The organism is Paludibacterium sp. B53371, from assembly GCF_018802765.1.
Lineage (GTDB): Bacteria > Pseudomonadota > Gammaproteobacteria > Burkholderiales > Chromobacteriaceae > Paludibacterium.
On sequence record NZ_CP069163.1, the window covers coordinates 3,529,796 to 3,549,852 of the forward strand.

At 60.0% G+C, this 20,057-nt stretch carries 17 protein-coding genes; 9 read left to right on the forward strand and 8 right to left on the reverse strand.

Annotated elements, in window-relative coordinates:
* Positions 1-2 precede the first annotated feature (2 nt).
* Together JNO51_RS16810 and potE are read left to right on the forward strand one after the other, a co-directional pair.
* Positions 3-1,844, forward strand: coding sequence for an ATP phosphoribosyltransferase regulatory subunit (locus JNO51_RS16810; protein WP_215779612.1), 1,842 nt, complete (start codon positions 3-5; stop codon positions 1,842-1,844).
* A gap of 1,080 nt (positions 1,845-2,924) precedes the next feature.
* Positions 2,925-4,265 carry a putrescine-ornithine antiporter gene (gene potE / locus JNO51_RS16815; protein ID WP_215779614.1) on the forward strand — a complete coding sequence of 447 codons (1,341 nt, stop codon included), beginning with the start codon at positions 2,925-2,927 and terminating at the stop codon, positions 4,263-4,265.
* Positions 4,266-4,505: 240 nt separating this feature from the next.
* Here potE and JNO51_RS16820 read toward each other — a convergent pair whose 3' ends face one another.
* A complete protein-coding gene (locus JNO51_RS16820; protein WP_215779617.1) occupies positions 4,506-6,176 on the reverse strand; it encodes a GNAT family N-acetyltransferase in 1,671 nt (556 codons plus the stop codon).
* Between the two features lie 367 nt (positions 6,177-6,543).
* The gene (locus JNO51_RS16825; RefSeq protein ID WP_252346132.1) at positions 6,544-8,169 is read right to left on the reverse strand and encodes a methyl-accepting chemotaxis protein; all 1,626 of its coding nucleotides are present in this window, start codon (positions 8,167-8,169) and stop codon (positions 6,544-6,546) included.
* 199 nt (positions 8,170-8,368) lie between these two features.
* Here JNO51_RS16825 and JNO51_RS16830 point away from each other — a divergent pair, with 199 nt between their 5' ends.
* A complete protein-coding gene (locus JNO51_RS16830; protein ID WP_215779619.1) occupies positions 8,369-8,725 on the forward strand; it encodes a translation initiation factor Sui1 in 357 nt (118 codons plus the stop codon).
* A 9-nt stretch (positions 8,726-8,734) separates the two neighbouring features.
* On the opposite strand, the gene JNO51_RS16835 is transcribed toward JNO51_RS16830, so the two are convergent.
* Genes JNO51_RS16835 through copC form a run of 3 tightly spaced genes read right to left on the reverse strand, consistent with a single transcriptional unit; the run spans position 8,735 to position 10,243 of the window.
* Positions 8,735-9,070, reverse strand: a complete 336-nt coding sequence (locus tag JNO51_RS16835) for an MGMT family protein (RefSeq protein ID WP_215779621.1) — start codon at positions 9,068-9,070, stop codon at positions 8,735-8,737.
* Between the two features lie 4 nt (positions 9,071-9,074).
* Positions 9,075-9,884, reverse strand: a complete 810-nt coding sequence (locus JNO51_RS16840) for a copper resistance D family protein (RefSeq protein ID WP_215779623.1) — start codon at positions 9,882-9,884, stop codon at positions 9,075-9,077.
* Positions 9,881-10,243 carry a copper homeostasis periplasmic binding protein CopC gene (copC, locus tag JNO51_RS16845; protein ID WP_215779626.1) on the reverse strand — a complete coding sequence of 121 codons (363 nt, stop codon included), beginning with the start codon at positions 10,241-10,243 and terminating at the stop codon, positions 9,881-9,883. The genes JNO51_RS16840 and copC overlap by 4 nt, the downstream gene beginning before the upstream one ends.
* A 233-nt stretch (positions 10,244-10,476) precedes the next feature.
* Between copC and JNO51_RS16850 the strand changes: the two genes are divergently transcribed.
* The 5 genes from JNO51_RS16850 to JNO51_RS16870 all read left to right on the forward strand — a co-directional run bounded on the left by JNO51_RS16850 (position 10,477) and on the right by JNO51_RS16870 (position 14,852).
* Positions 10,477-11,262, forward strand: coding sequence for an ABC transporter substrate-binding protein (locus tag JNO51_RS16850; RefSeq protein WP_215779630.1), 786 nt, complete (start codon positions 10,477-10,479; stop codon positions 11,260-11,262).
* 462 nt (positions 11,263-11,724) lie between these two features.
* Positions 11,725-12,507: an ABC transporter substrate-binding protein gene (locus JNO51_RS16855; protein WP_256444956.1), complete on the forward strand. Its 783-nt coding sequence runs from the start codon at positions 11,725-11,727 to the stop codon at positions 12,505-12,507.
* Between the two features lie 186 nt (positions 12,508-12,693).
* A complete protein-coding gene (locus tag JNO51_RS16860; RefSeq protein ID WP_338620005.1) occupies positions 12,694-13,359 on the forward strand; it encodes a histidine ABC transporter permease HisQ in 666 nt (221 codons plus the stop codon).
* Positions 13,356-14,072 carry an ABC transporter permease gene (locus JNO51_RS16865; protein ID WP_215779636.1) on the forward strand — a complete coding sequence of 239 codons (717 nt, stop codon included), beginning with the start codon at positions 13,356-13,358 and terminating at the stop codon, positions 14,070-14,072. Before JNO51_RS16860 ends, JNO51_RS16865 begins: the two co-directional genes overlap by 4 nt.
* Before the next feature lie 12 nt (positions 14,073-14,084).
* Positions 14,085-14,852, forward strand: coding sequence for an ABC transporter ATP-binding protein (locus tag JNO51_RS16870; RefSeq protein ID WP_215779638.1), 768 nt, complete (start codon positions 14,085-14,087; stop codon positions 14,850-14,852).
* A gap of 55 nt (positions 14,853-14,907) precedes the next feature.
* Here the strand turns inward: JNO51_RS16870 and JNO51_RS16875 are convergent, their stop codons facing one another.
* On the reverse strand, positions 14,908-16,035 hold the full coding sequence (locus tag JNO51_RS16875; RefSeq protein WP_215779640.1) for a succinylglutamate desuccinylase/aspartoacylase family protein: 1,128 nt from the start codon (positions 16,033-16,035) through the stop codon (positions 14,908-14,910).
* Positions 16,036-16,179: 144 nt separating this feature from the next.
* On the opposite strand from JNO51_RS16875, the gene JNO51_RS16880 reads away from it, so the two are divergent.
* Positions 16,180-16,833: a TetR family transcriptional regulator gene (locus JNO51_RS16880; RefSeq protein WP_215779642.1), complete on the forward strand. Its 654-nt coding sequence runs from the start codon at positions 16,180-16,182 to the stop codon at positions 16,831-16,833.
* Here JNO51_RS16880 and JNO51_RS16885 read toward each other — a convergent pair.
* Both JNO51_RS16885 and JNO51_RS16890 read right to left on the reverse strand, forming a co-directional pair.
* A complete protein-coding gene (locus tag JNO51_RS16885; RefSeq protein WP_215779644.1) occupies positions 16,814-18,133 on the reverse strand; it encodes a sigma-54 dependent transcriptional regulator in 1,320 nt (439 codons plus the stop codon). The genes JNO51_RS16880 and JNO51_RS16885 overlap by 20 nt on opposite strands.
* Positions 18,126-20,003: an ATP-binding protein gene (locus JNO51_RS16890; RefSeq protein ID WP_215779648.1), complete on the reverse strand. Its 1,878-nt coding sequence runs from the start codon at positions 20,001-20,003 to the stop codon at positions 18,126-18,128. The genes JNO51_RS16885 and JNO51_RS16890 overlap by 8 nt, the downstream gene beginning before the upstream one ends.
* Positions 20,004-20,057: the final 54 nt, after the last annotated feature.

A 20,057-nucleotide genomic window follows, 5' to 3' on the forward strand; every position in this document is an offset into this window, starting at 1 on the left:
GCATGCCGCGCAAGGAAAGACTGCTGGTCACCGAACTGCCCCAACTGATCGCGCTGCGCGGCAACAACAGTGAGCTGTTGTTTCACGACGAAGCGGATCATCGGACCTTTGTCGGCCATCTGCGCCAGGCCTGTGAGCGATCGGGCATCCGATTGCATGCTTTCGGGCTGTTGCCCTCCCAGGTCTATCTGTTGCTGAGCACCGATGACAAAACCACGCTGGCGCGGTTTTCCCAATATCTCGGCCGGGTCTACGTGCCCTACTTCAATCGTCGTCACGGGCGTAGCGGCGTGTTGTGGGAGGGCCGATATCGCAGTGCAGGCATCGAACCTGCGGGGTATTTTCTGCTGTGTCAGAAGTACATTGAGTTGCGGGCGCAGGAAGCCGGCAGCGAGGTTGATCCTGTCTGGCTGAGCAGTGCGCCGGCGCATCTCGGCATGCACCGGCTGGATTTCCTGACGCCTCATCCTGCCTGGCTGGCGCTGGCGCCGGATGATTCCGGCCGTCAGGCCCGCTACCGACAGTTTCTTTCGGTGGCACTCGGTGCCACCTTTATCCACCGGGTGGAAACCTGTCTGAGACAGAATAGTGTCCTGGCCAATCTGAATGATTGCCTGGCACTGGAGAGTCGTCTGCAGGTGCCGGTGCGGCCGCGTCCTGCCGGACGACCGCGCAAACACTACCCCGACCGGCTCGAATACTGGACCAGGCTGGAAGGCGTGGCACGTCAGGTGATGCAGGGTGAGGACTACCGGGAAATTCGCCTGCCTCTGCTGGATGAGAGCAATGAAGCCGATGACTGGGCCGCGAGACTGCTGAGCGATGGCACCATGGGCTGTCTGCAGGCGATTGCCGAACAGCATCTGACCGAACTGCCGGCACGGCTGTGGTATCAGGGGCCGATGTTCCGCACGCATCATCTGGACGGCCGTCAGCTGGAGCAGTTCCATCAGATCGGCGCCGAAGCCCTGGGTTACGATGATGTCGATATCGAGCTGGAGCAATTGCTGCTGGAGCATGCGCTGCTGCAGCGGCTGAAGCTGCTGCCCTGGGTCGAGCTGCAGATCAATAGTCTGGGTACGCCGCGCGAGCTGGCTCGATATCGGGCCTTGCTGCGGCAGCATTTTGCCCCGGTGCTGGCCGGACTCGACCCGCTGGCGCAAGGTAGTCTGGCCTCTGCCCCAGAGGTGCTGCTGGGCGGTCGCCTGGCCGGCGTGCCGCGCGAGCTGATCGAGACCGCTCCCGGCATCATGAATTGTCTTTCCAGTGCCAGTCTGGTCCGGCTGGAGCGCCTGACGTCCGCCCTGACCCAGGCGGGCTTGCCGCATAGTGTCCGCACCGATCTGTTCCCACACCGACCCTTCTATCAGCAGAGCTTTCATGAATGGCAGACGGCTGCGCTGGAGGAACATTCGGTGGTCTGTCGTGGTGGCCGATATGACGAGATGGCGGCGCGCATCATTGGCCGACCTGTGCCGGCCTGCGGATTTGCCTTCATGGTCGAGCCATTGTTGCAATTGGCTGAGAAGGCCCGCAGCCAGCCACTGGTGACCCACGTCCGCCGCGACATTGTCATCTTGCCGGCAGAAAGCCATGACATCGCCTTTGCCCTGCAGGTGGGCAGTATGCTGCGTGAAACCTTTGCTTTCCTGGCGGTAGAGAACGACTTGTCCACCGGGGGACTGGCTGCCCGGCAGCGCCGCGCGAGCGGGCATGGCACCCGCCTGCTGTTGACCGTCTCGGCGCTCGATGACCGGATCGAAATCCTGGAGGTCGCCGAACAAATCCGCTCGGGCTGTCGTCGCGAGTCCCTGATCAGCAAACTCAGATTGCTGCTGGCCTGAGTGCACGGAAATCGTTAAAGCAATAATCGTGCCAATTTATTGTTATTTGCCCATGTGGTGATCAGGGTTGTTTGCGCGTCAAAAACAATAAGTCGTTGAATTTGTGAATACTTAAGTAAACTCTGATGTTGTTTGCGTGGCTGAGTTATGCTCATTTACGACGTTTTTCTGATGTTCGGCTGTTTTCCCCTTGTCGCCCGTTCGTGCCGACAAATCATGCCCCTTGCGCTGAACGCAAATCGACTTCTCTGTAGTGTTTTTCGCTGACTGATCGCGGTGAATCATTCTGTTTTATCAGGAAAAACAGCATTTTACGGCCAAAATCAGGAAGATTTCCCCATGTGAGCTAAGTCAAAAGTGCTGTCAGACAGGCTGGTGTTGTCTTGCGCCTGTGCTATAACGCAAAAAATTCTCTGCGACTGTTAATGATTTTGGGCCCAGTGCTGGTTTCTGCGCGATATTGAACGGTCGTTCTGCTGTCATGTCCCGTATTTACTATGGCGGGATCGTCCCTGACGCGGTCGGATAGTGGTCACAGTTGGCGCGCATGATTAGAAAATTGCCTTATCTATCCGGCATGTGCAGCGCTTGTTTTATTTTTGCCAGTAATTTGAGCGTCAGAATGCCAGGTGCGTGACTGGGCAAAATTAATTCGAACTGCATGTCTCGATTATTCTTTCGTCATTGCATTTATGCTGCAGCGCAATGTGCGGAATTGAATTGGAACTTGATGTGCATCAAGTAGTGAAGTTGTCATCGGAAGCACATTATATACAATTCTGAATATTACCAATTTCTCATATTTGTGACGTGAAGCAGTGGGCTTCAGCTTGTAGCGATTCTGGTTGGGCAAACGCATGGTGTGCCTGACCGATGGCGTAACCCGGTAGTTTCGGGGGTTGTACAGAATCCCGGTCTTATCGTAACGAGAGTCCGGGCGCATGCCGGATCAAGGAGGTTGTCGGGCAACTGGCGATCACCAGGGATGCGAAAGCCAATTGGTCGGCGTCAACGGGTGTGGATTTATCCACATGACGCCATACCGATTAATGTTCGTTGCAGTACATTGGGAGCAATAATATGTCTTCTAAGTCGTCGAAAATGGGGTTGTCCGCGCTGACAATCTTCGTTGCGCTGAACATGATGGGGTCCGGGATTTTCCTGCTGCCCGCCAGTTTGGCCAAAGTCGGTTCGATCAGTATCTTTGGTTGGATCTTGTCCACCGGTGGGGCGATTGCCCTGGCTGTTTCCTTCTCCAAGCTGAGTTTCCTGTGCCCGAAAGAGGGCGGTATGTACGCTTACGCCCGTGACGGCGTTGGCGAATATGCGGCATTCACCGAAACCTGGTGCTACTGGCTGTCGCTGTGGGTCGGTAACGTGGCCATTGCCATTGCCGGTATCGGTTACATGTCCTACTTCTTCCCGGCACTGAAGGACCCGATGACGGGTGCGATCGCCTCCATCGTCGCGATCTGGTTCTTCACCTTCCTGAACTATCCGGGTGCCGGCTTCATCGGCAAGATCCAGAAGTTCACTTCGCTGGGGATGCTGATTCCGGTAGCTGGTATGGCCGTTCTGGGCTGGTTCTTCTTCCATCCGGAATACATCAGCGCCAACTGGAACGTGTCCGGCAAGAACAGCTGGGATGCCATCATGTCGGCTTCTTCCCTGACCCTGTGGGCATTCCTGGGTCTGGAGTCCGCTTGCGTCGTGAGTGGCGTGGTGGAAAACCCGAAGAAGAACGTGCCGATCGCTACCATGCTCGGTACCCTGTTCGCTGCCGTGGTGTACATCCTGTCGACCTTCGCCATCATGGGCGTGGTACCGGCCAAGGAACTGGCTGCTTCTGCCGCACCGTTCAGTACCGCCGCTCAATACATGTTCGGCAGCTGGGCCGGCTCGTTCGTCAGCTTCTGCGCCGTAGTGGCCTGCCTGGGTTCGCTGAACGGCTGGGTACTGACCACTGGCCAAGTGTCCAAGGCTGCTGCTGATGACGGCATGTTCCCGAAGATCTTCTCGGAAACCAACAAGTATGGCACGCCGTTCAAGGGCATGATCCTGACCGGCCTGCTGATGACTTTCCTGGGCTATATGACGGTTTCGCCTGACCTGGCTTCGCAGTTCCAGATCATCACCCTGCTGTGCGTGTTCACCAACGTGGTACCGTACATCCTGGCTGTGGCCGGTATCTATCCGATCATGAAGGAAAACAATGTCAGCAAGGCAGAGTTCTCCAAGTATGGTCTGATCGCCCTGCTGGCAATCGTTTACTGCTTCTACGTACTGGCTGGCTCCGGCAAGGACATCGTGTTCTACGGCGCGCTGACCATGCTGCTGTCCGTGCCGATGTATGGCTGGATCGCTCATTCGGTCAAGCAAAAGCGCAAGGCTCAGGCTGCTGAAGCCCAGGCCAACGCTTAAGTAAAGATCAAGTACCTCAGCTTCTATCAAGCTGACTTTGGCCGGTCGCAAGACCGGCCATTTTTTAAGCCCCTGCCGAGCCAAGTGCACGCCAGGGGTTTTTGCTGTGTGTGCCTGCCGCATGAGCCGGCGTGCGCCGACAGGATGGGCTGCGGGTGAAGACCACTGGCGAAGGAAGGGATGAAAAACCCCCTGGCGACGACGTGTCGGCAGGGGGTGTGGGATGACCGTGGTGTCTGCTCAGAGGATCAGGCGCAACGCCGTGGTGGAGCTGGAGCTGGCACCTTGCAGTTCGGAGGACACATACAGCTTGGTCGGCATGTCTGCCCGGGCCATCTTGTCGAAGCCATGGGCGAAGAACAGACCGTCGGTTGGACCGGACAACAGGTACAGCGCACCGATCTGCTTGGCGCGGGCTCGTTCAATCAGCGCTCGCAGCAGCCGCTTGGCCACCGACTTGCCGCGCATGTGCGACGACACGACCAGCGAGCGGATCAGGCCGATATCGCCATACACTTCCATGCCGATGGCGCCGATGACGCGACCATTCTCGGTGGCTACGACAAAATTCATCAGGTGATTCAGCGCACCCTGCACCGGCAGACGATTGGCGGTCAGCAGATTGCGAATCTCGTTCCAGTCGGTGGGGGAGGCGGCCTGAAACAGAATGCCGTCCTCCGGTTCGACTTCAGCGGGGGCCGGTTGCTCTTCGACCTCCGCTTCCTGCATCTGCTCGCGCTGCAGCAGCTTGTTGAACAGCGAGCCCTGAGACAGCAGTTTCTGGAACAGCGATCCGGTGCGTTGCGGTTCGCCGGCCATGCTTTGCGGCATGGCTGGCGTGACGGGCGCGGCGGGTCGGCTGGCCGTGGCACGCTGTGCCGGCTGAGTGCTGACCGGTGTCACTGGCGTACGGGGATTGGTTGTCGCTGCCGGCGGGACCGCCCGGGTGCTGCTGATGGTCGGACGAACCACCGGTTCGCTCGGCGGGGTGACCGGGGCGCGGGACTGGGCATCGAGCGCTTCCTGCTGGCGGTCTTCTCCTTTTTGCGCCGCACGCGACAAGGGCGTGCGCGGCGTGGTGCGGGATAACAGCGGACGTGTCGGCAGGGTCTTGGAGCCAACAATCCGGGTATGCGCAACCGGCACCGGAGGACGGACCTTGTCCGCCAGGGGGGAGTGTGGCCGTGTCGCTGCAGGGGTTTCTGCCTTGGCAACCGGCGCCTCGACGGCAGACGCCGCCGTGACCGTTTCCACTTCCACGGCGACCGTCTCGGCGACGGCTTCCGTGACAACTTCAGGCTGTTCGTCGGCGATGGTCGCTGCGGTGGCCTCGACAGCTTTCACCGGCTCGGCCATGGCTTCTTCGCCGACGGGAGCGGCCGCCTCTTGCGCTGTCTCGGTGGTCCCGGCAGGCATGGGCTCTTCGCTTGCGGCTGACGTGGCGGACACCGGTGCGGCGGCCAATGCTGCCGCGGCAGCTTCCGGCTGCTCGTTGCCCTGCATGCCGGCGATCAGCATGGCAAGCGCCTTGCGGATCTGCTCGCGCTGCGCGGCATCCAGCGTTTGCATCCATTGTTCTGCGTGGCTGTCGAGCGACACATTCAAGGCCTGGTAGCGTTTGCGGCCTTTGGCCGTCAACTCCAGCCAGCGGCTGCGCCGGTCGTTGTCATGGCGGGATTTGGCCACCAGCTCTGCCTGCACCAGGCTTTCGACGGCCCGACTGACCCAGCCCTTGTCCAGGCTGAGGCGGCGACCGAGTTCCTGCTGGGTCAGCAGGCCGGCCTGACCAAGCTCCATCAGCACATGGCTTTGGGTTGATGAGGTGTCATGGCCACTGGTTACATGCTCGCGCTGTGCCTGGTTGTAGAGGCGGGTCAGCTCGCGCAGCAAGTTTCCGATTGAGGGCTGCATTACAGATTCCTGAAGATAATTTACTGCTCCAGAAAGCAAGATATAATTCGAGTATGCGGTTGTCAACAACAACCAACAAAAATTAATCACTTTTGATACAGCAACAATCAGATTGACGTAAAAAAGCCATCAGTCGATTCTGATGATTGTTGTAAATCAACTATATTTCATGCGCAGGGAGAGTGAAAGCAAAGAAGAGAAAATTAATTGTCTGGCGAAGGAAAGTGTCGCTAATTTCTCGAAAATCCCTGTGACATAAGATGTCCAGGTGTTCGAGGAAAAATGTTGCCTTGTGCAACTAAATGAAATTTATTTCCAGGTAAATCAAAGGCATGCCCGTTGCGGGCGTGCCTTTTGCCGGATGTTGTCAGGTGTGGAATCGTGAAACCAGCGCATGTAACCGTTCAGCCAGCCGTTCCAGCTCTTCGGCCGCTTCGACGGTATGGCGAATTGAGGCGTCATTCTCCAGTGCATGCTCGGCAATACTGTCGATGTTGCGTGCAACGGCATTGCTGACCTGCTGTTGTTGTTCGGTGACAGACACAATCTGCGCCAGACCATCACACACTTCGGCCGCTGAGGCATTGGCGCTGTCCAGCACGCCGGCGACCCGGTCGGCCGACTGATGGCTGGACGACAGGTAGTCGAGGCTGGTCATGACCGTCTGGCGGACCATCTCGGAGCGCTGGCCCAGGGCACGGGTGACCTCGTCAATTTCCCGGGCGGACAGTGCCGACTTCTCGGCCAGCTTGCGCACCTCATCGGCGACCACGGCAAAGCCGCGTCCGGCCTCCCCCGCGCGCGCAGCTTCAATCGCGGCATTCAGGGCCAGCAGATTGGTCTGATCGGCAATTTCCCGCACTTGCTGCGTCATGCCGGTAATGGCGCTGGTCGATGCCATCAATTCGCTTTCGGCTTCTGCCATGACCTTGACGGCGGTTTCCACCTGGCCGAGATCCTTTTGCAGCGTCGCCAGACTCTTCACACCCTCTTCCGCACGGGACAGGCTTTCCTTGGCCCGGTCATTGACCTGATTGGCACTGGCGGCGATATCGCTGATGTGCCCGGCCAACTCCACCACCGAGTCGGCCGCCACATGCGACTGACTGCTCTGCTGGCGTGAGCTCTCGCTCAGGCTGGCGGTCTGAGCCGACAGTGTATGCACCGCCTCGTTCACCTCATTGGCCGAGTTGCCCACCTGGCGTACCAGATCCGCAATGGTGCCGAGCATTTGATTGAAACGTCGCGCGGTACGACCGATTTCGTCCATATGCTGGTCATGCAGGCGCTGGGTCAGGTCACCTTCCCCCTTGGCGATGGTGGCCAGTCGGTGCTCCATGGACTGCAGGGGACGGGTGACGAAACGACGGACAAACAGGAACACGATCAGCACCAGCGGCAGCGACAGCAACATGGCAAACACGATGCACTGATTGCGGAAACTGGCGACCGAGTCGTAGGTCTTTTTCAGCGAGATCCGCATGCTGACCAGACCAAGCGGCGTTTTCTCCGCCACCATATGACAGCTGATGCAGTTCTTGCCGAGATATTGCGTCGAGGCCAGTGCCGGATAAATGATGCGCAGGTGTTCGCCAATTTCGGGAGAAGACTCGATACGAATGACCGGCTTGCCGTCTATCAGCGCCTGGCGCTCGGCTTCGTCCCGCGGCTGGGCCTCAGACCCGGCGCCGGGACCGAACTGCTTGACCACCGCACTGCCCCGGACCACCCGCAGATCGCGCACGGCAGAGAGTTCTTTGATCTGATCCAGAAACACATTGCGCTGATTGACCGTGCCGGTGATCATCATGCCGGTCAAACCCGCCAGCGTCATTTCGTTGATCGAGTGGGCCATGTCGGTTGCCTGGTCGATGGCAATCTCGCGGCTGACCTTGGTCTCCCAGCCGATCATGGCGCCCCATGCCAGCACCAGACATAGCCAGATCGCCCCTGTCAGGCGCAACCAGATCGGCCAATCGGAAAATCTGCGCATGTTGTCTCCGGCCCCCTTGGGTAGCCGCTCCCTGATGTATTTATATGTTGAGCGATGACATCCGCATTATTGTGTCCAGCATATCCCAGATAGTTAACAGCTTCCATTAATTGAGATCAAGGTTTTGGCCGCGAGGGAAGGATTGCCGTGGCGGACAGCAAGTTCTATGCTTCGCAGCGGTTCAAATCAGGAAGGCAAAATGAAAACCTCAGCTGGTGGTCTGGTGTACTCGACCGAACACGGGCGCATGTGTCCGCAATGCCGCTTGCCGCAGGCGCAATGCCAATGTGGCAAGGTTCCCGCTGTGCCTGCCGGTGACGGCGTGGTACGCCTGCGTTGTGAAACCAAGGGGCGCAAGGGCAAGGGTGTGACGGTGATCAGTGGTATTCCGCTGGCGGGGGAGGCACTGGCCAGCTTTGCCAAAGGGATGCGCCAGCGCTGCAGTAGTGGTGGCACGGTCAAGGATGGGGTGGTAGAGATCCAGGGAGATCATGTGGCGGCGTTGCTGCCCTGGTTGCAGCAACAGGGGTGGGTGGTGAAGAAAAGCGGCGGCTGAGGCCGTCTCTTAGTCGCCATGCGGCTGCTCGTCCGGTGCCCAGGCCAGCGCGCGCATATCCAGTCGGCCGTTCTGGTCGAAGGCGATTCCCTCTTCCTCCAGCAGCAGCCGCTGCAGCGCTTCATCGCCCGTCAGGCCGCGTACCGGAATGCTGCCCCGGGCGTTCAGCACACGAAACCAGGGTAATGGCGACGGCGCGCACGCCAGCGCCCTGGCGACCAGACGGACATGGCGTGGAAAGCCCGCTGCGCGGGCCACGGCGCCATAGCTCATGACCCGCCCGGCGGGGATTTCAGCCACGACGCGCTGCATGGCCTGCAGGATAAGGGTGGTTGATGCTTGCATGCGCTCAGTTTGGCATGGTCGTGGACAAGCGGGTAGCACAAAGCAGCAACAGGACCAGCACCGCAGACTCCAGTCGCAGAATGGTCCAGAAGCGCGTGACGGCATGGGTCACATGCTGCTCAATGGCCGGCAGATACTGCCAGCGATTCATGGCACCGAGCAGGATGGCAACCGTGGCCAGGGCGAGCTTGATGCCCAGCCAGGTCAGGTATTCCGGGTTCGCATGCGCCGGTATGCCGTCGGTGACGCGCAGCAGATTCATCACACCGCTGACGGCCAGTATTCCCAGTGCCCAGCTGGCCAGGACGGACAGGCGTCGTGCCTGTCGTGCCGCCTGAACGCCCTGTGGTGCTGCGCAGCGCGCCGCCAGCAACACGGGTCCCAGCCAGAGCGCCATGCCCAGCAGATGCCCCATGTGGATGGTGACAGGCAGCGACAGCATGCCGGCAGAAGCGGCATGGCCAGTCGCCGCACGTGACCACAACAGCAGTCCCAGACCCGGCCAGGCGAGGCGGGGCAGCTTGTCGGACAGCATGAGGCAGGCCATGCCGGCCAGCGCCAGCCACTGCATATGACCGAAGTGACTGTGTTGCATGACCAGACTGAGTGCCGCGGGCAAACCGGCCAGTCCGCACGCCGTCATGACCAGGGTGGCACTGACGATGTATCCGCCGAGCCCGAGTGCCATCAGTCGCCGGCTGCCACGCAGCCTGGTGGTCAGGCCCGGCAGGCGAAGGGCCAGTTGCAGCGCCAGCATGGCGTCCAGCAGCGTGGCAGACAGTACCCCGATCCAGTCAATCCAGTCGCTGCTCATTGGACCTGGAAGCGGAATTTGCCCTGTGTGCGATGACCATCGGTGGCCACGGCAGTCCATTTGACGACATAGCGACCGTGTGCGAGGACAGGCAGGCTGACATGCATGGTATCCGGGGTGGCGGGGTCGACCGTGGTCGCTGCCTGATTGACCTTTTTGCCTTGTTCATCCGTGACTTCCAGCGTGCTCAGCGAGGGCTCCAGTGTTTCGGTAAAGCGCATGCTGACTTGCTTGGGGGCCGTGACCGAGGCCTCGGCAGCCGGCGACTGGGAGACGGGATGGGCATGGGCCCAGGCGGCTTGCTGGGTGCACAGCAACAGGGCGCAGATGGACAGCAGGCGTAACGGCAGACGTGACATGAGAACTCCGCAATGAGGGTTGAGCAGCATCGCAGCCCGAATGGCTGAATGCGAACAGGTGTCATTATCAATGATAATTAGGTGTATAGTCCCCGCCCTGTGGCGATATGTCGCACGCATGGCTGTCGCGGGCTGTGCATGGTGCATGAACTTGCATAGTGTGTGCATGTCGCACAAGCAATGACCAATCAGTCGTCAGAAGATTGGCAGGGTTTATTCAGGAGAATGGAAGAATGAAAAAAAACATCGTGGTTTCGCTGGCGGCACTGGGCTTGCTGGCTGTTTCGTCGTTTGCCTCGGCCAGTCAGTGGAAGGATATCCGCTTTGGCGTCGAAGCCAGCTATCCCCCGTTCGAGTCGAAGACTGCCGACGGCAAGCTGGTGGGGTTTGACATTGATCTGGGCAACGAGATCTGCAAGCGCCTGCAGGCACGATGTGTCTGGGTGGAAAACGATTTCGACGGTCTGATCCCGGCCCTCAAGGCGCGCAAGTTCGACGGCATCCTGTCGTCGATGTCGGTCACCGAAGCGCGCCAGAAGCAGATTGCCTTCTCCAGCCGGCTGTTCAATACCCCGACGCGCATGCTGGCCAAGGCGGGCTCCGGTCTGCAGCCGACGGCCGCCTCGCTCAAGGGCAAGCGCGTGGGCGTGCAGCAGGGGACCATCCAGGAGGCTTACGCCAAGGTGCACTGGGCGGTTGCCGGGGTGGAGGTGGTGCCCTACCAGAGCCAGAACCAGGTACTGGCCGACCTGAAGAGTGGTCGTCTGGATGCCTCGCTGCAAGATGCGGTGCAGGCTGACCAGGGTTTCCTGCAGAAGCCGGACGGCAAGGGCTTTGCCTTCGCTGGCGCCGCACTGAATGACCCGCAAACGCTGGGTATCGGCTCGGCCGTGGGGCTGCGCAAGGAAGATACCGCGCTCAAGGCGGCCATCGACCAGGCGATTGCCGCCATGTTGAAGGACGGGACATACAAGAAAATCGAGGCACGCTACTTCCGCTTCGATGTTTACGGGCACTGAGCCCTGCTGAAAAAGCCGCCGGCGCATGCGCTGGCGGCTTTTTCATTGTAAAACTGCAACAGTACGCCGATTTTTTTCCCGCTAAATGTTAATGATCGATTGTCTGACTGATCGATTGTTGTCTGTATCGCTAACAGCATGAGCGATAACTGATATTTCCCGTATATCGAACGATCAGGCCAAGTGTCATCTGCCTGCCAGGGCCATGGCAGGCAAACTCACGCTGAAAAACAAGATGTGAATAGGAATGCCACTACCTTATCCGCAAAATAAATTCTATAGACATAGCGTCACATTTATATAACATTCAAACCCATAAGCTTCCGCACACAGGGAAGCAAGATTCAGCACAGAGGGGCGCCAGACCCCGGAGATAGCGAGCAGTCCATCCCGATACCCGGCCAGATGATGGTGCGGGTTTTTTCATCGTTGCAGTGAATGTGGTCTCTTGAGGAGAAACAAGTGAAAAAAGCATTTGCAACTGTTGCAGCCTTTGGCCTGATGGCCGCTTCCATGGGGGCATGGGCAGGTCAATGGCAAGAAGTCCGTTTTGGTGTCGATGCCAGCTATGCACCGTTCGAGTCGAAGGCGGCCGATGGCAAGCTGGTGGGCTTTGACATCGATCTGGGCAACGAGATCTGTAAGCGTCTGCAAGCCAAGTGTGTGTGGGTGGAGAATGACTTTGACGGCATGATTCCGGCGCTCAAGGCCAAGAAGTTTGACGGCATTCTGTCTTCGATGTCGGTGACGGATGCACGCCTGAAGCAAATCAACTTCTCCACCAAGCTGTTCAATACGCCGACCCGCATGGTGGCCAAGAGCGGTGCCGGTCTGCAGCCCACTGCCGCCTCGCTCAAGGGCAAGCGTGTCGGGGTGGAACAGGGCACCATCCAGGAGGCCTATGCCAAGGCACACTGGGCGCCGTCCGGTGTAGAAGTGGTGCCGTACAAGGATCAGAACCAGGTGCTGTCCGACTTGCAGGCCGGTCGTATCGATGCCTCGCTGCAAGATGCCGTGCAGGCTGACCAGGGCTTCCTGCAAAAGCCGGAAGGCAAGGGTTTCGCTTTTGCCGGTCCGGAAGTCGTGGATCCGAAGACCCTGGGCACTGGTGCCGCCATTGGCCTGCGCAAGGAAGATACCGCGCTGAAAGCGGCGATCGACAAGGCGATTGCCGCCATGCTGAAGGACGGGACTTACAAGAAAATCGAGAAGAAATATTTCTCCTTTGACGTTTACGGCAAATAAGTGTGCCGGGGCGAAGCCTGCCTGCCGCAGGCTTCGTCCGGTATTGCCTGACGCCCTGCAGGCCGGAAGCGATCCGGCTTTCGGGTAGTCAGTCACTGGAGAGAAGCATCAGGATGCGGCAAGGCGGGACGTCGCGGTGCAGGTCCTGAGAAGGAGAACAATATGTTTTTGTACGGATTCGGTCCCATGATCTGGGACGGAACCATGGTGACACTCGAGCTGGCCGTGTTGTCACTGCTGCTGGCCTTTGCCATCGGGCTGGTCGGTGCGGCTGCCAAGTTGTCCAGCAATCCCTTGCTGAGCATGGTGTCGACGGTCTACACGACCCTGATTCGCGGTGTGCCCGACCTGGTGTTGATGCTGCTGATCTTCTACAGCCTGCAAATCGGACTGAATCATCTGACCGACTGGCAGCACATGGATCAGATCGACCTCAACCCGTTTGCTTCCGGCGTGATCACGCTGGGATTCATCTATGGCGCCTACTTTACCGAGACCCTGCGCGGGGCCTTCATGGCCGTGCCGCCGGGGCAGATCGAAGCTGGCCGTGCCTATGGCATGAGTCACTGGCAGGTTTTCCACCGCATCCAGTTTCCCCAAATGATGCGCTTTGCCCTGCCCGGCATTTCCAATAACTGGCAGGTGATGCTCAAGGCCACCGCGCTGGTGTCCATCATCGGTCTGGCCGATGTGGTCAAGCTGTCGATCGATGCCGGCAAGAGTACCTACAAAGTGTTTTTCTTCACGGTGGTGGCCGGCGTGGTGTACCTGTTGTTGACCACAGTCTCCAATCTGGTCCTGATGTGGCTGGAGCGTCGTTATTCGATGGGTGTGCGGGAGGCCGAACTGTGATTGAGATCATTCAGCAATACTGGCGCCAATTCCTGTGGACTGACGGCTATCATCTGTCCGGCCTGGCCGTGACCATGTGGCTGCTGTCCCTGTCGATTGCCATGGGCTTCATCGCTTCGATTCCGCTGGCGGTGCTGCGTGTTTCCAAGGTCAGGTGGGCGGCTCGCCTGGTCGGCCTGTATACCTATGTGTTCCGTGGCACCCCGCTCTATGTGCAGCTGCTGTTTTTCTACACCGGGGTGTACAGCCTGGATGTCGTGCGCGAAACCGACCTGCTCAACGCCTTTTTCCGCGATGGCTACCATTGCACGATTCTGGCCTTTGCCCTGAACACCTGTGCCTATACGACGGAAATTTTCGCCGGCGCCATCAAGGCTACGCCGTATGGCGAGATCGAGGCCGGTCGTGCCTACGGCATGAGCAAGTTCACCCTTTATCGTCGCGTCATCATCCCTTCCGCCCTGCGCCGGGCCTTGCCGGCCTACAGCAACGAAGTGATTCTGATGCTGCACTCGACGACCGTGGCGTTTACCGCCACGGTGCCGGACATCCTCAAGGTGGCGCGTGATGCTAATTCCGCTACCTATGACTCGTTCAATGCCTTCGGCCTGGCTGCACTGATTTATCTGTGCGTGACCTTTGTTCTGGTCGCCCTGTTCCGCAAGGCCGAAAAGAAGTGGCTCGCGCACCTGCGCCCGGCCAGCTCACACTAACTGGATTGCACAATGGAAAAGTTGATTATTCAGAACATTCACAAGCGTTTTGGCGACCACGAAGTGCTCAAGGGCATTTCTTTGACCGCCAAGGCAGGCGACGTGATCAGCATCATTGGTTCGTCCGGTTCCGGCAAGAGTACCTTCCTGCGCTGCATCAATTGCCTGGAAAAGCCGCATGAGGGCAGTATCCGCCTCAATGGTGAAGAGCTGCGCATGCAGCGCGTCAAGAGTGGCGAGCTGATTCCGGCCGACCATGACCAGCTGCAGAAAATGCGCACCAAGCTGGCCATGGTGTTCCAGCATTTCAATCTGTGGGGCCACATGACCGTACTGGAAAACGTCATTGAGGCGCCGGTGCATGTTCTGGGCATGAGCAAGGCCGAAGCAACCGAGCGTGCCATCAAGTATCTGCGCAAGGTCGGACTGGATGAGCGGGCACAGAACAAATATCCGGCCCACCTGTCCGGTGGCCAGCAGCAGCGTGTGGCCATTGCCCGTGCCCTGGCCATGGAGCCGGAAGTCATGTTGTTCGACGAACCTACTTCGGCTCTCGATCCGGAACTGGTGGGCGAAGTGCTCAAGGTCATGCAGGCACTGGCGGAAGAAGGCCGTACCATGATCGTGGTGACGCACGAGATGGGCTTTGCCCGCAACGTCTCCAACCACGTGATGTTCCTGCACCAGGGGCTGGTGGAAGAAGAAGGTTCGCCGCAGGAAGTCTTCGGCAACACCCGCAGCGAACGCCTGAAGGCCTTCCTCTCCGGCAGCCTGAAATAAGCCGCCGCCGGACAAAAAAAGGCCACCCTTGCGGTGGCCTTTTTGATTGTCCGTCTCAGGCAGTCAGCAGCTTGCCCTGCTTGAAGGCATCCTGGCTGGCCACCTTGGCGATTTCCATGCCTGCCGTGGCATAGGTGCGGTGACTGGTGGCATAGAGCATGCCGGGGCGCTGGGCGCGCACCTCGCTGCAGCGGTCGCTGATCGGATCAAAGATTTCGGCGATCAGGTCGCCACTTTTCACCGGCCTGCCGACCGGGGCGTGATAGACGATCACCCCGGCCTGGGGCGCGTACAGATCCTCCGAGCCAGCCAGCGGCGTGGCGGGGAAGGGCAGTTCCGGCAGCGGCGGGACCACATCGTCGATCACCCCGCGCAGACGCAGAAAGTTGAGTATTCCCTCGGCATCCTGCTCGGCCAGGGCGTGCTGCACCTCGCTCTGACCCCGCAACTCGACGGTGACCGCCAGGCAGGCCATGTCGATGTTGACCTCCAGCCCCTCTGCCTGCGCCATGTCGCGCAACTGCCACCACGGCTGGCTGCAGGCTTCGTCAAAGGGATGGTCCCCCGAGTCGGTCGCCAGCAGGCTGGCACAGGCGCCAAGGTAGTGTGCCAGCGGCTTGCACTGCGGCCAGAGCGGTGTGCCGGTGTAGAGATGCAGGCCGGCGCGGAAGTCACAATGCAGATCCAGCACCACATCGGCATCCACGGCCAGCTTCATCAGCGTCAGGCGCAGAGACTGCAGTTCGCTCTGGGCATCCAGCCGGGCCAGATGCTGACGCATCTGGCGGCGGATCAGACTGGTGTTGGCCGCGGCATCCTTGCCCAGCTGCGTGCGGATTTCGGGATAGATCACCTGGGCCAGTGCCGGGTAATGGCGGTTGAAATTCTGTCCGCTTTGCAGATCAAAACGACCGAGCAGGTTCAGGCTCTGGTTCTGGTTCAGACCGATCGGATTGGCCACCGGCACCAGGACGATTTCTCCCCGGATCTGACCGGAGGACTCCAGCGCCAGTAGCTGTTGCTTCAAATGCCAGGCCACCAGCATGCCCGGCAATTCATCAGCGTGCAGACTGGCCTGGATGTAAATTTTTTCTCCCTGACCAGGCTGACCGAAGTGGAAGCTGGTGACGGATCGCTGGCTGCCCAGGCTGGGGGACAGCAACGGATGGTGATGGGTGTACATGATTTCTCCTCTTGCCCGCTCTTTTCGCTTTTGTGCTGTACATGGTATGTCAATTGCACGGTCTTGTGGTGGCGCAAGATGCTGTCATGTGGTGTGCAGCGCGGTGGTAAACTCTGAGTGTCTTTTGTTCCCCTGATGGTTGCCATGGCCAGAAAAGCCCTGACAGATGAACAGCGCCGGGCACGACGCACCACGCTGTTGCAAGCCGCACAGCGGCTGTACCGCCAGACCGGCCAGTTGCCGACGGTATCGCAGATTGCCGAGACCGCCGGTGTCGCCAAGGGCAGTGTCTATCTGTCGTTCCGGACCAAGGAAGCCATCTTCATTGCCTTGCTGGAGGCCGGTTTCGATCGCCTGCTGGACGGCTTTACTCCCCTGCTGCAAGCCATGCCCACCGAGCCGGTGGCGGCGGCCCGGCATATTGCCCCGGCCTTGTCGGCCTATCTGGAGCAACAGCGCGAGCTGCTGTCGCTGGCCGGCATGGCCAATGCCGTGCTGGAGCAGAACCTGCCTCTGGATGAAATGCTCGATTTCAAGCGACGCCTGGCACAGGGGCTGGCCGAGAAAGGGGCGCTGCTGGAGCAAAAAGCACCGATCCTGCAAGGCCGTGGTGCGGCCTTCCTGCTGCAGGTATGGGGGTTGTGTGTCGGACTGTGGCAGGCGCTGGACGCCCATCCGGGGCTGCACGCCCTGCGTGACGAACCGGATCTGGCCATTCTGCGCCATGACTTCGGCACCGAGCTGCGCCATGCCCTGCACGCCCTCTGGCTCGGTGCGCTTACAGGCCGTATTTCCTGACCTTGTCGAACAGGGTGGTCTTGGGCATTTTCAATGATTCGCTGGCACGGCTCAGATTGCCGTCGTGACGGCGCAGTGCCTCGGCAATCAAGACCCGCTCGAAATCCTCCACACTCTGCGCCAGCGATGGCGTGTCGGCGCCGCGGGCCTCCGGTAACAGCGGCGTGCGGATCCCCAGGGCAAAACGCTCGGCGACATTGCGCAGTTCGCGCACATTCCCCGGCCAGTCATGGCCCAGCAGCAGCGCCTGTTCATCCGGCTCCAGCACCGGCGTGGGGCGGTCGAAGCGGGCACAGGCCTGCACCAGAAAATGCTCGAACAGCAGCGGGATATCCTCGCGCCGCTCGCGCAGGGGGGGCAATGTCAGCGAGACCACATTGAGACGGTAGTAGAGATCGGAACGGAACTGACCGGCATCGCTCATGGCCTTGAGATCGAACTTGGTAGCGGCAATGATGCGGCAGTCCAGCGGCACCGGGGTATTCGATCCCAGTCGTTCGAAGCTGCGCTCCTGCAACACCCGCAGCAATTTGATCTGCTGGGCAATCGGCATGCTTTCGATTTCATCAAACAGCAGAGTGCCGCCATTGGCGTACTCGAACTTGCCGATGCGCTTCTTCTTGGCATCGGTAAAGGCGTGCGCCTCATGGCCGAACAATTCGCTCTCGAACAGCGTGTCGCTCAGGCCGCCGCAATTGAGCGCGACAAAGGGACGTTCACTGCGCTTGCTCGCCTGATGCAGGCAGCGTGCCACCAGCTCCTTGCCACAGCCGGTCTCACCATGGATCAGCACATTGGCCGCGGTGTCGGCCAGATCGGCAATCATGGCGCGAATACGTGCCATGGCCGGTGAGCGACCAATCAGCTGTGCTTCCAGGGTGAACTTGCTTTGCAGCTGCTGCTCGAGATTGCGTACCGCCAGCCCGAGCCGGCGCTGTTCCAGGGCCCGGCGCGTGACGTCCAGCAGCCGTTCCGGCGAGAACGGCTTTTCAATGAAATCGTAGGCGCCATCCTTCATGGCCTGTACCGCCAGACTGATATCACCGTGACCGGTGATCAGGATCACCGGCAGCTCTGCATCCCGCTGACGCAGCTTTTTCAGCAGCGCCATGCCATCGGTACCCGGCAGGCGAATATCACTCACCACCACCCCGGCAAAGCCCGAGCCGATCTGTTGCAGCGCTTCCTCCGCGCTGGCCGCCCCCTGTACCGGGATGCCCTCCAGCTCGAAAGCCTGCATGCATCCCAGCAGCACGCTGGGATCGTCTTCGACGATGAATACCGACAAGCTGTCAGTCATGGTGTGATTCTCCGGTCAATGCTGGCAGCAGCAGCGTAAAGATCGCCCCGCCCTGCGGATGATTGGCGGCCGACAGACTGCCGCCGGCTTCGGCCAGGATGCTGGCCGACAGGGTCAGACCCAGTCCCAGGCCGACCCCGGCTGGTTTGGTGGTATAGAACGGCTCGAACAGGTGTTGCAGGCTCTTGGCCGAAAAACCGTGGCCGTTGTCGTGCAGCGTCAGTTCGACGCGCTGATCCAGCCGTCGGCTGCGGATGATGATGCGGGCACCCGGCATGTCTTGCAGTGCATCGAGCGAGTTGGTCAGCAGATTCACCAGTACCTGCTCCAGCCGGTTGGGGTCACAATCCGCGACCAGATCGGGCGTTTCCTCGCGGATCACCTCGACGGCCCCGTGGCGCAGGCGCTGGTCGATCAGGAACAGCGCATTATCGAGCGTACGCGTCAATGCCGCCTGGCCGCCGCTGGCCTGGGATTTGTGGGCGAAAGAGCGCAGTGCGCCGGTAATCTTGCCCATGCGTTCAACCAGCTGGCCGATGGTTTCCAGATTGCCGCTGGCGGTCGGCAAGTTGCCGCGCGCCAGATACTTGATGGTGTTGGCCGACAGGGTCGACAGGGCTGCCAGAGGCTGATTGAGTTCATGGGCGATTTGCGCCGACAGCTGGCCGACCACGGCCATCTTGCCGGCCTGAATCAGCTCGGCCTGGGTTTGACGCAAGTGAGTCTCGGCACGCGCCCGCTCGGTGACCTCGGCCTGCAGCTGCTGATTGGCCGACAGCAGATCGGCGGTGCGCTCCTCGACCTTCTGCTCCAGCTGCCGGTAGGCACGCTGCAGGGCCTCGCGTGCTGCCAGTTTGTCGCGCAGGCGCCGGCGGCGCTCGTTGAGCAGCACCAGCCCGGTCAACAGCAGGATGGACAGCACGGCCGCCAGGCTGGCGCGGCTGTAAGCCAGGCTGTAGGCGGGGGCGAGGCTTTCCAGCACCGACAGTTGCCAGTTGCTGCCTGCCAGTGGGCGCGTTTGTTCCAGATAGCGGTGCAAGGGCGAATCGGCCACCCCGGATGGCGCCATCCAGCGTACGACGCGGGCGTCGCTGGATTGCTGATGCAGTAAGTCGATCTTCAGCGGTCGCAACTTCAGACGGTTGTATTGGCGCGTTTCGTCCAGCCGTTGCTGGTCTTGTGGCGGCAAGGTGCCGAGGGAGGCGAATTTCCACTCCGGCCGCGAGGCCAGAATCACCACGCGGTTGGCGTCGGCCACCCATACCAGCGCCTTGTTCTGGCTCCAGGTGTGCTCCAGCCGGGACAGACTGATTTTGACGACCGCCACGCCGATGGCCTGTCCGTTATCATCCAGCGCCTGCGACAAGTAATAGCCCGGCTCGCTGCGCGTGGTGCCGATGCCGAAGAAGCGGCTGCTCTTGCCGATGATGGCTTCTTTGAAATACGGGCGGAAAGCGTCGTTTTCGCCGAGGAAGCTGTCAGGTTGCTGCCAGTTGCTGGTGGCGATGACCTGACCCTGATTGTCCATGATGTAGATGGCGGTGGCGCTGGTGCGCTCGGTCAGGTGTTCCAGATAACGATTGACCTGCTTCTGCAGGATCAGGTCCCGGGGGGCATGCAGCAGGCCGACGACCGCCGGCGACAAGCCCAATACCCCGGGCAGCCGGGCAAAACGCTCCACCTCACTGTCCAGCGTCGCGCTGTACAGATCCAGCCGCTGGTTGGCGCTGTTTTCCAGTTCCGCCAGCGAGGACGACAGACTGGCATTGAAGGCCCAGCAGGCAAAGCCGGCCACGATCAGGGCAATCAGCGCCAGATAGAGCAGGGTGCCTGACAGTGAGCGGTGTTTGGCCATAAGGTGTAATAGCAAGAGAGGGTTACCATCCCGGCGAGAATAGTCAGAATGCCCTGTGCTGGCAAACCG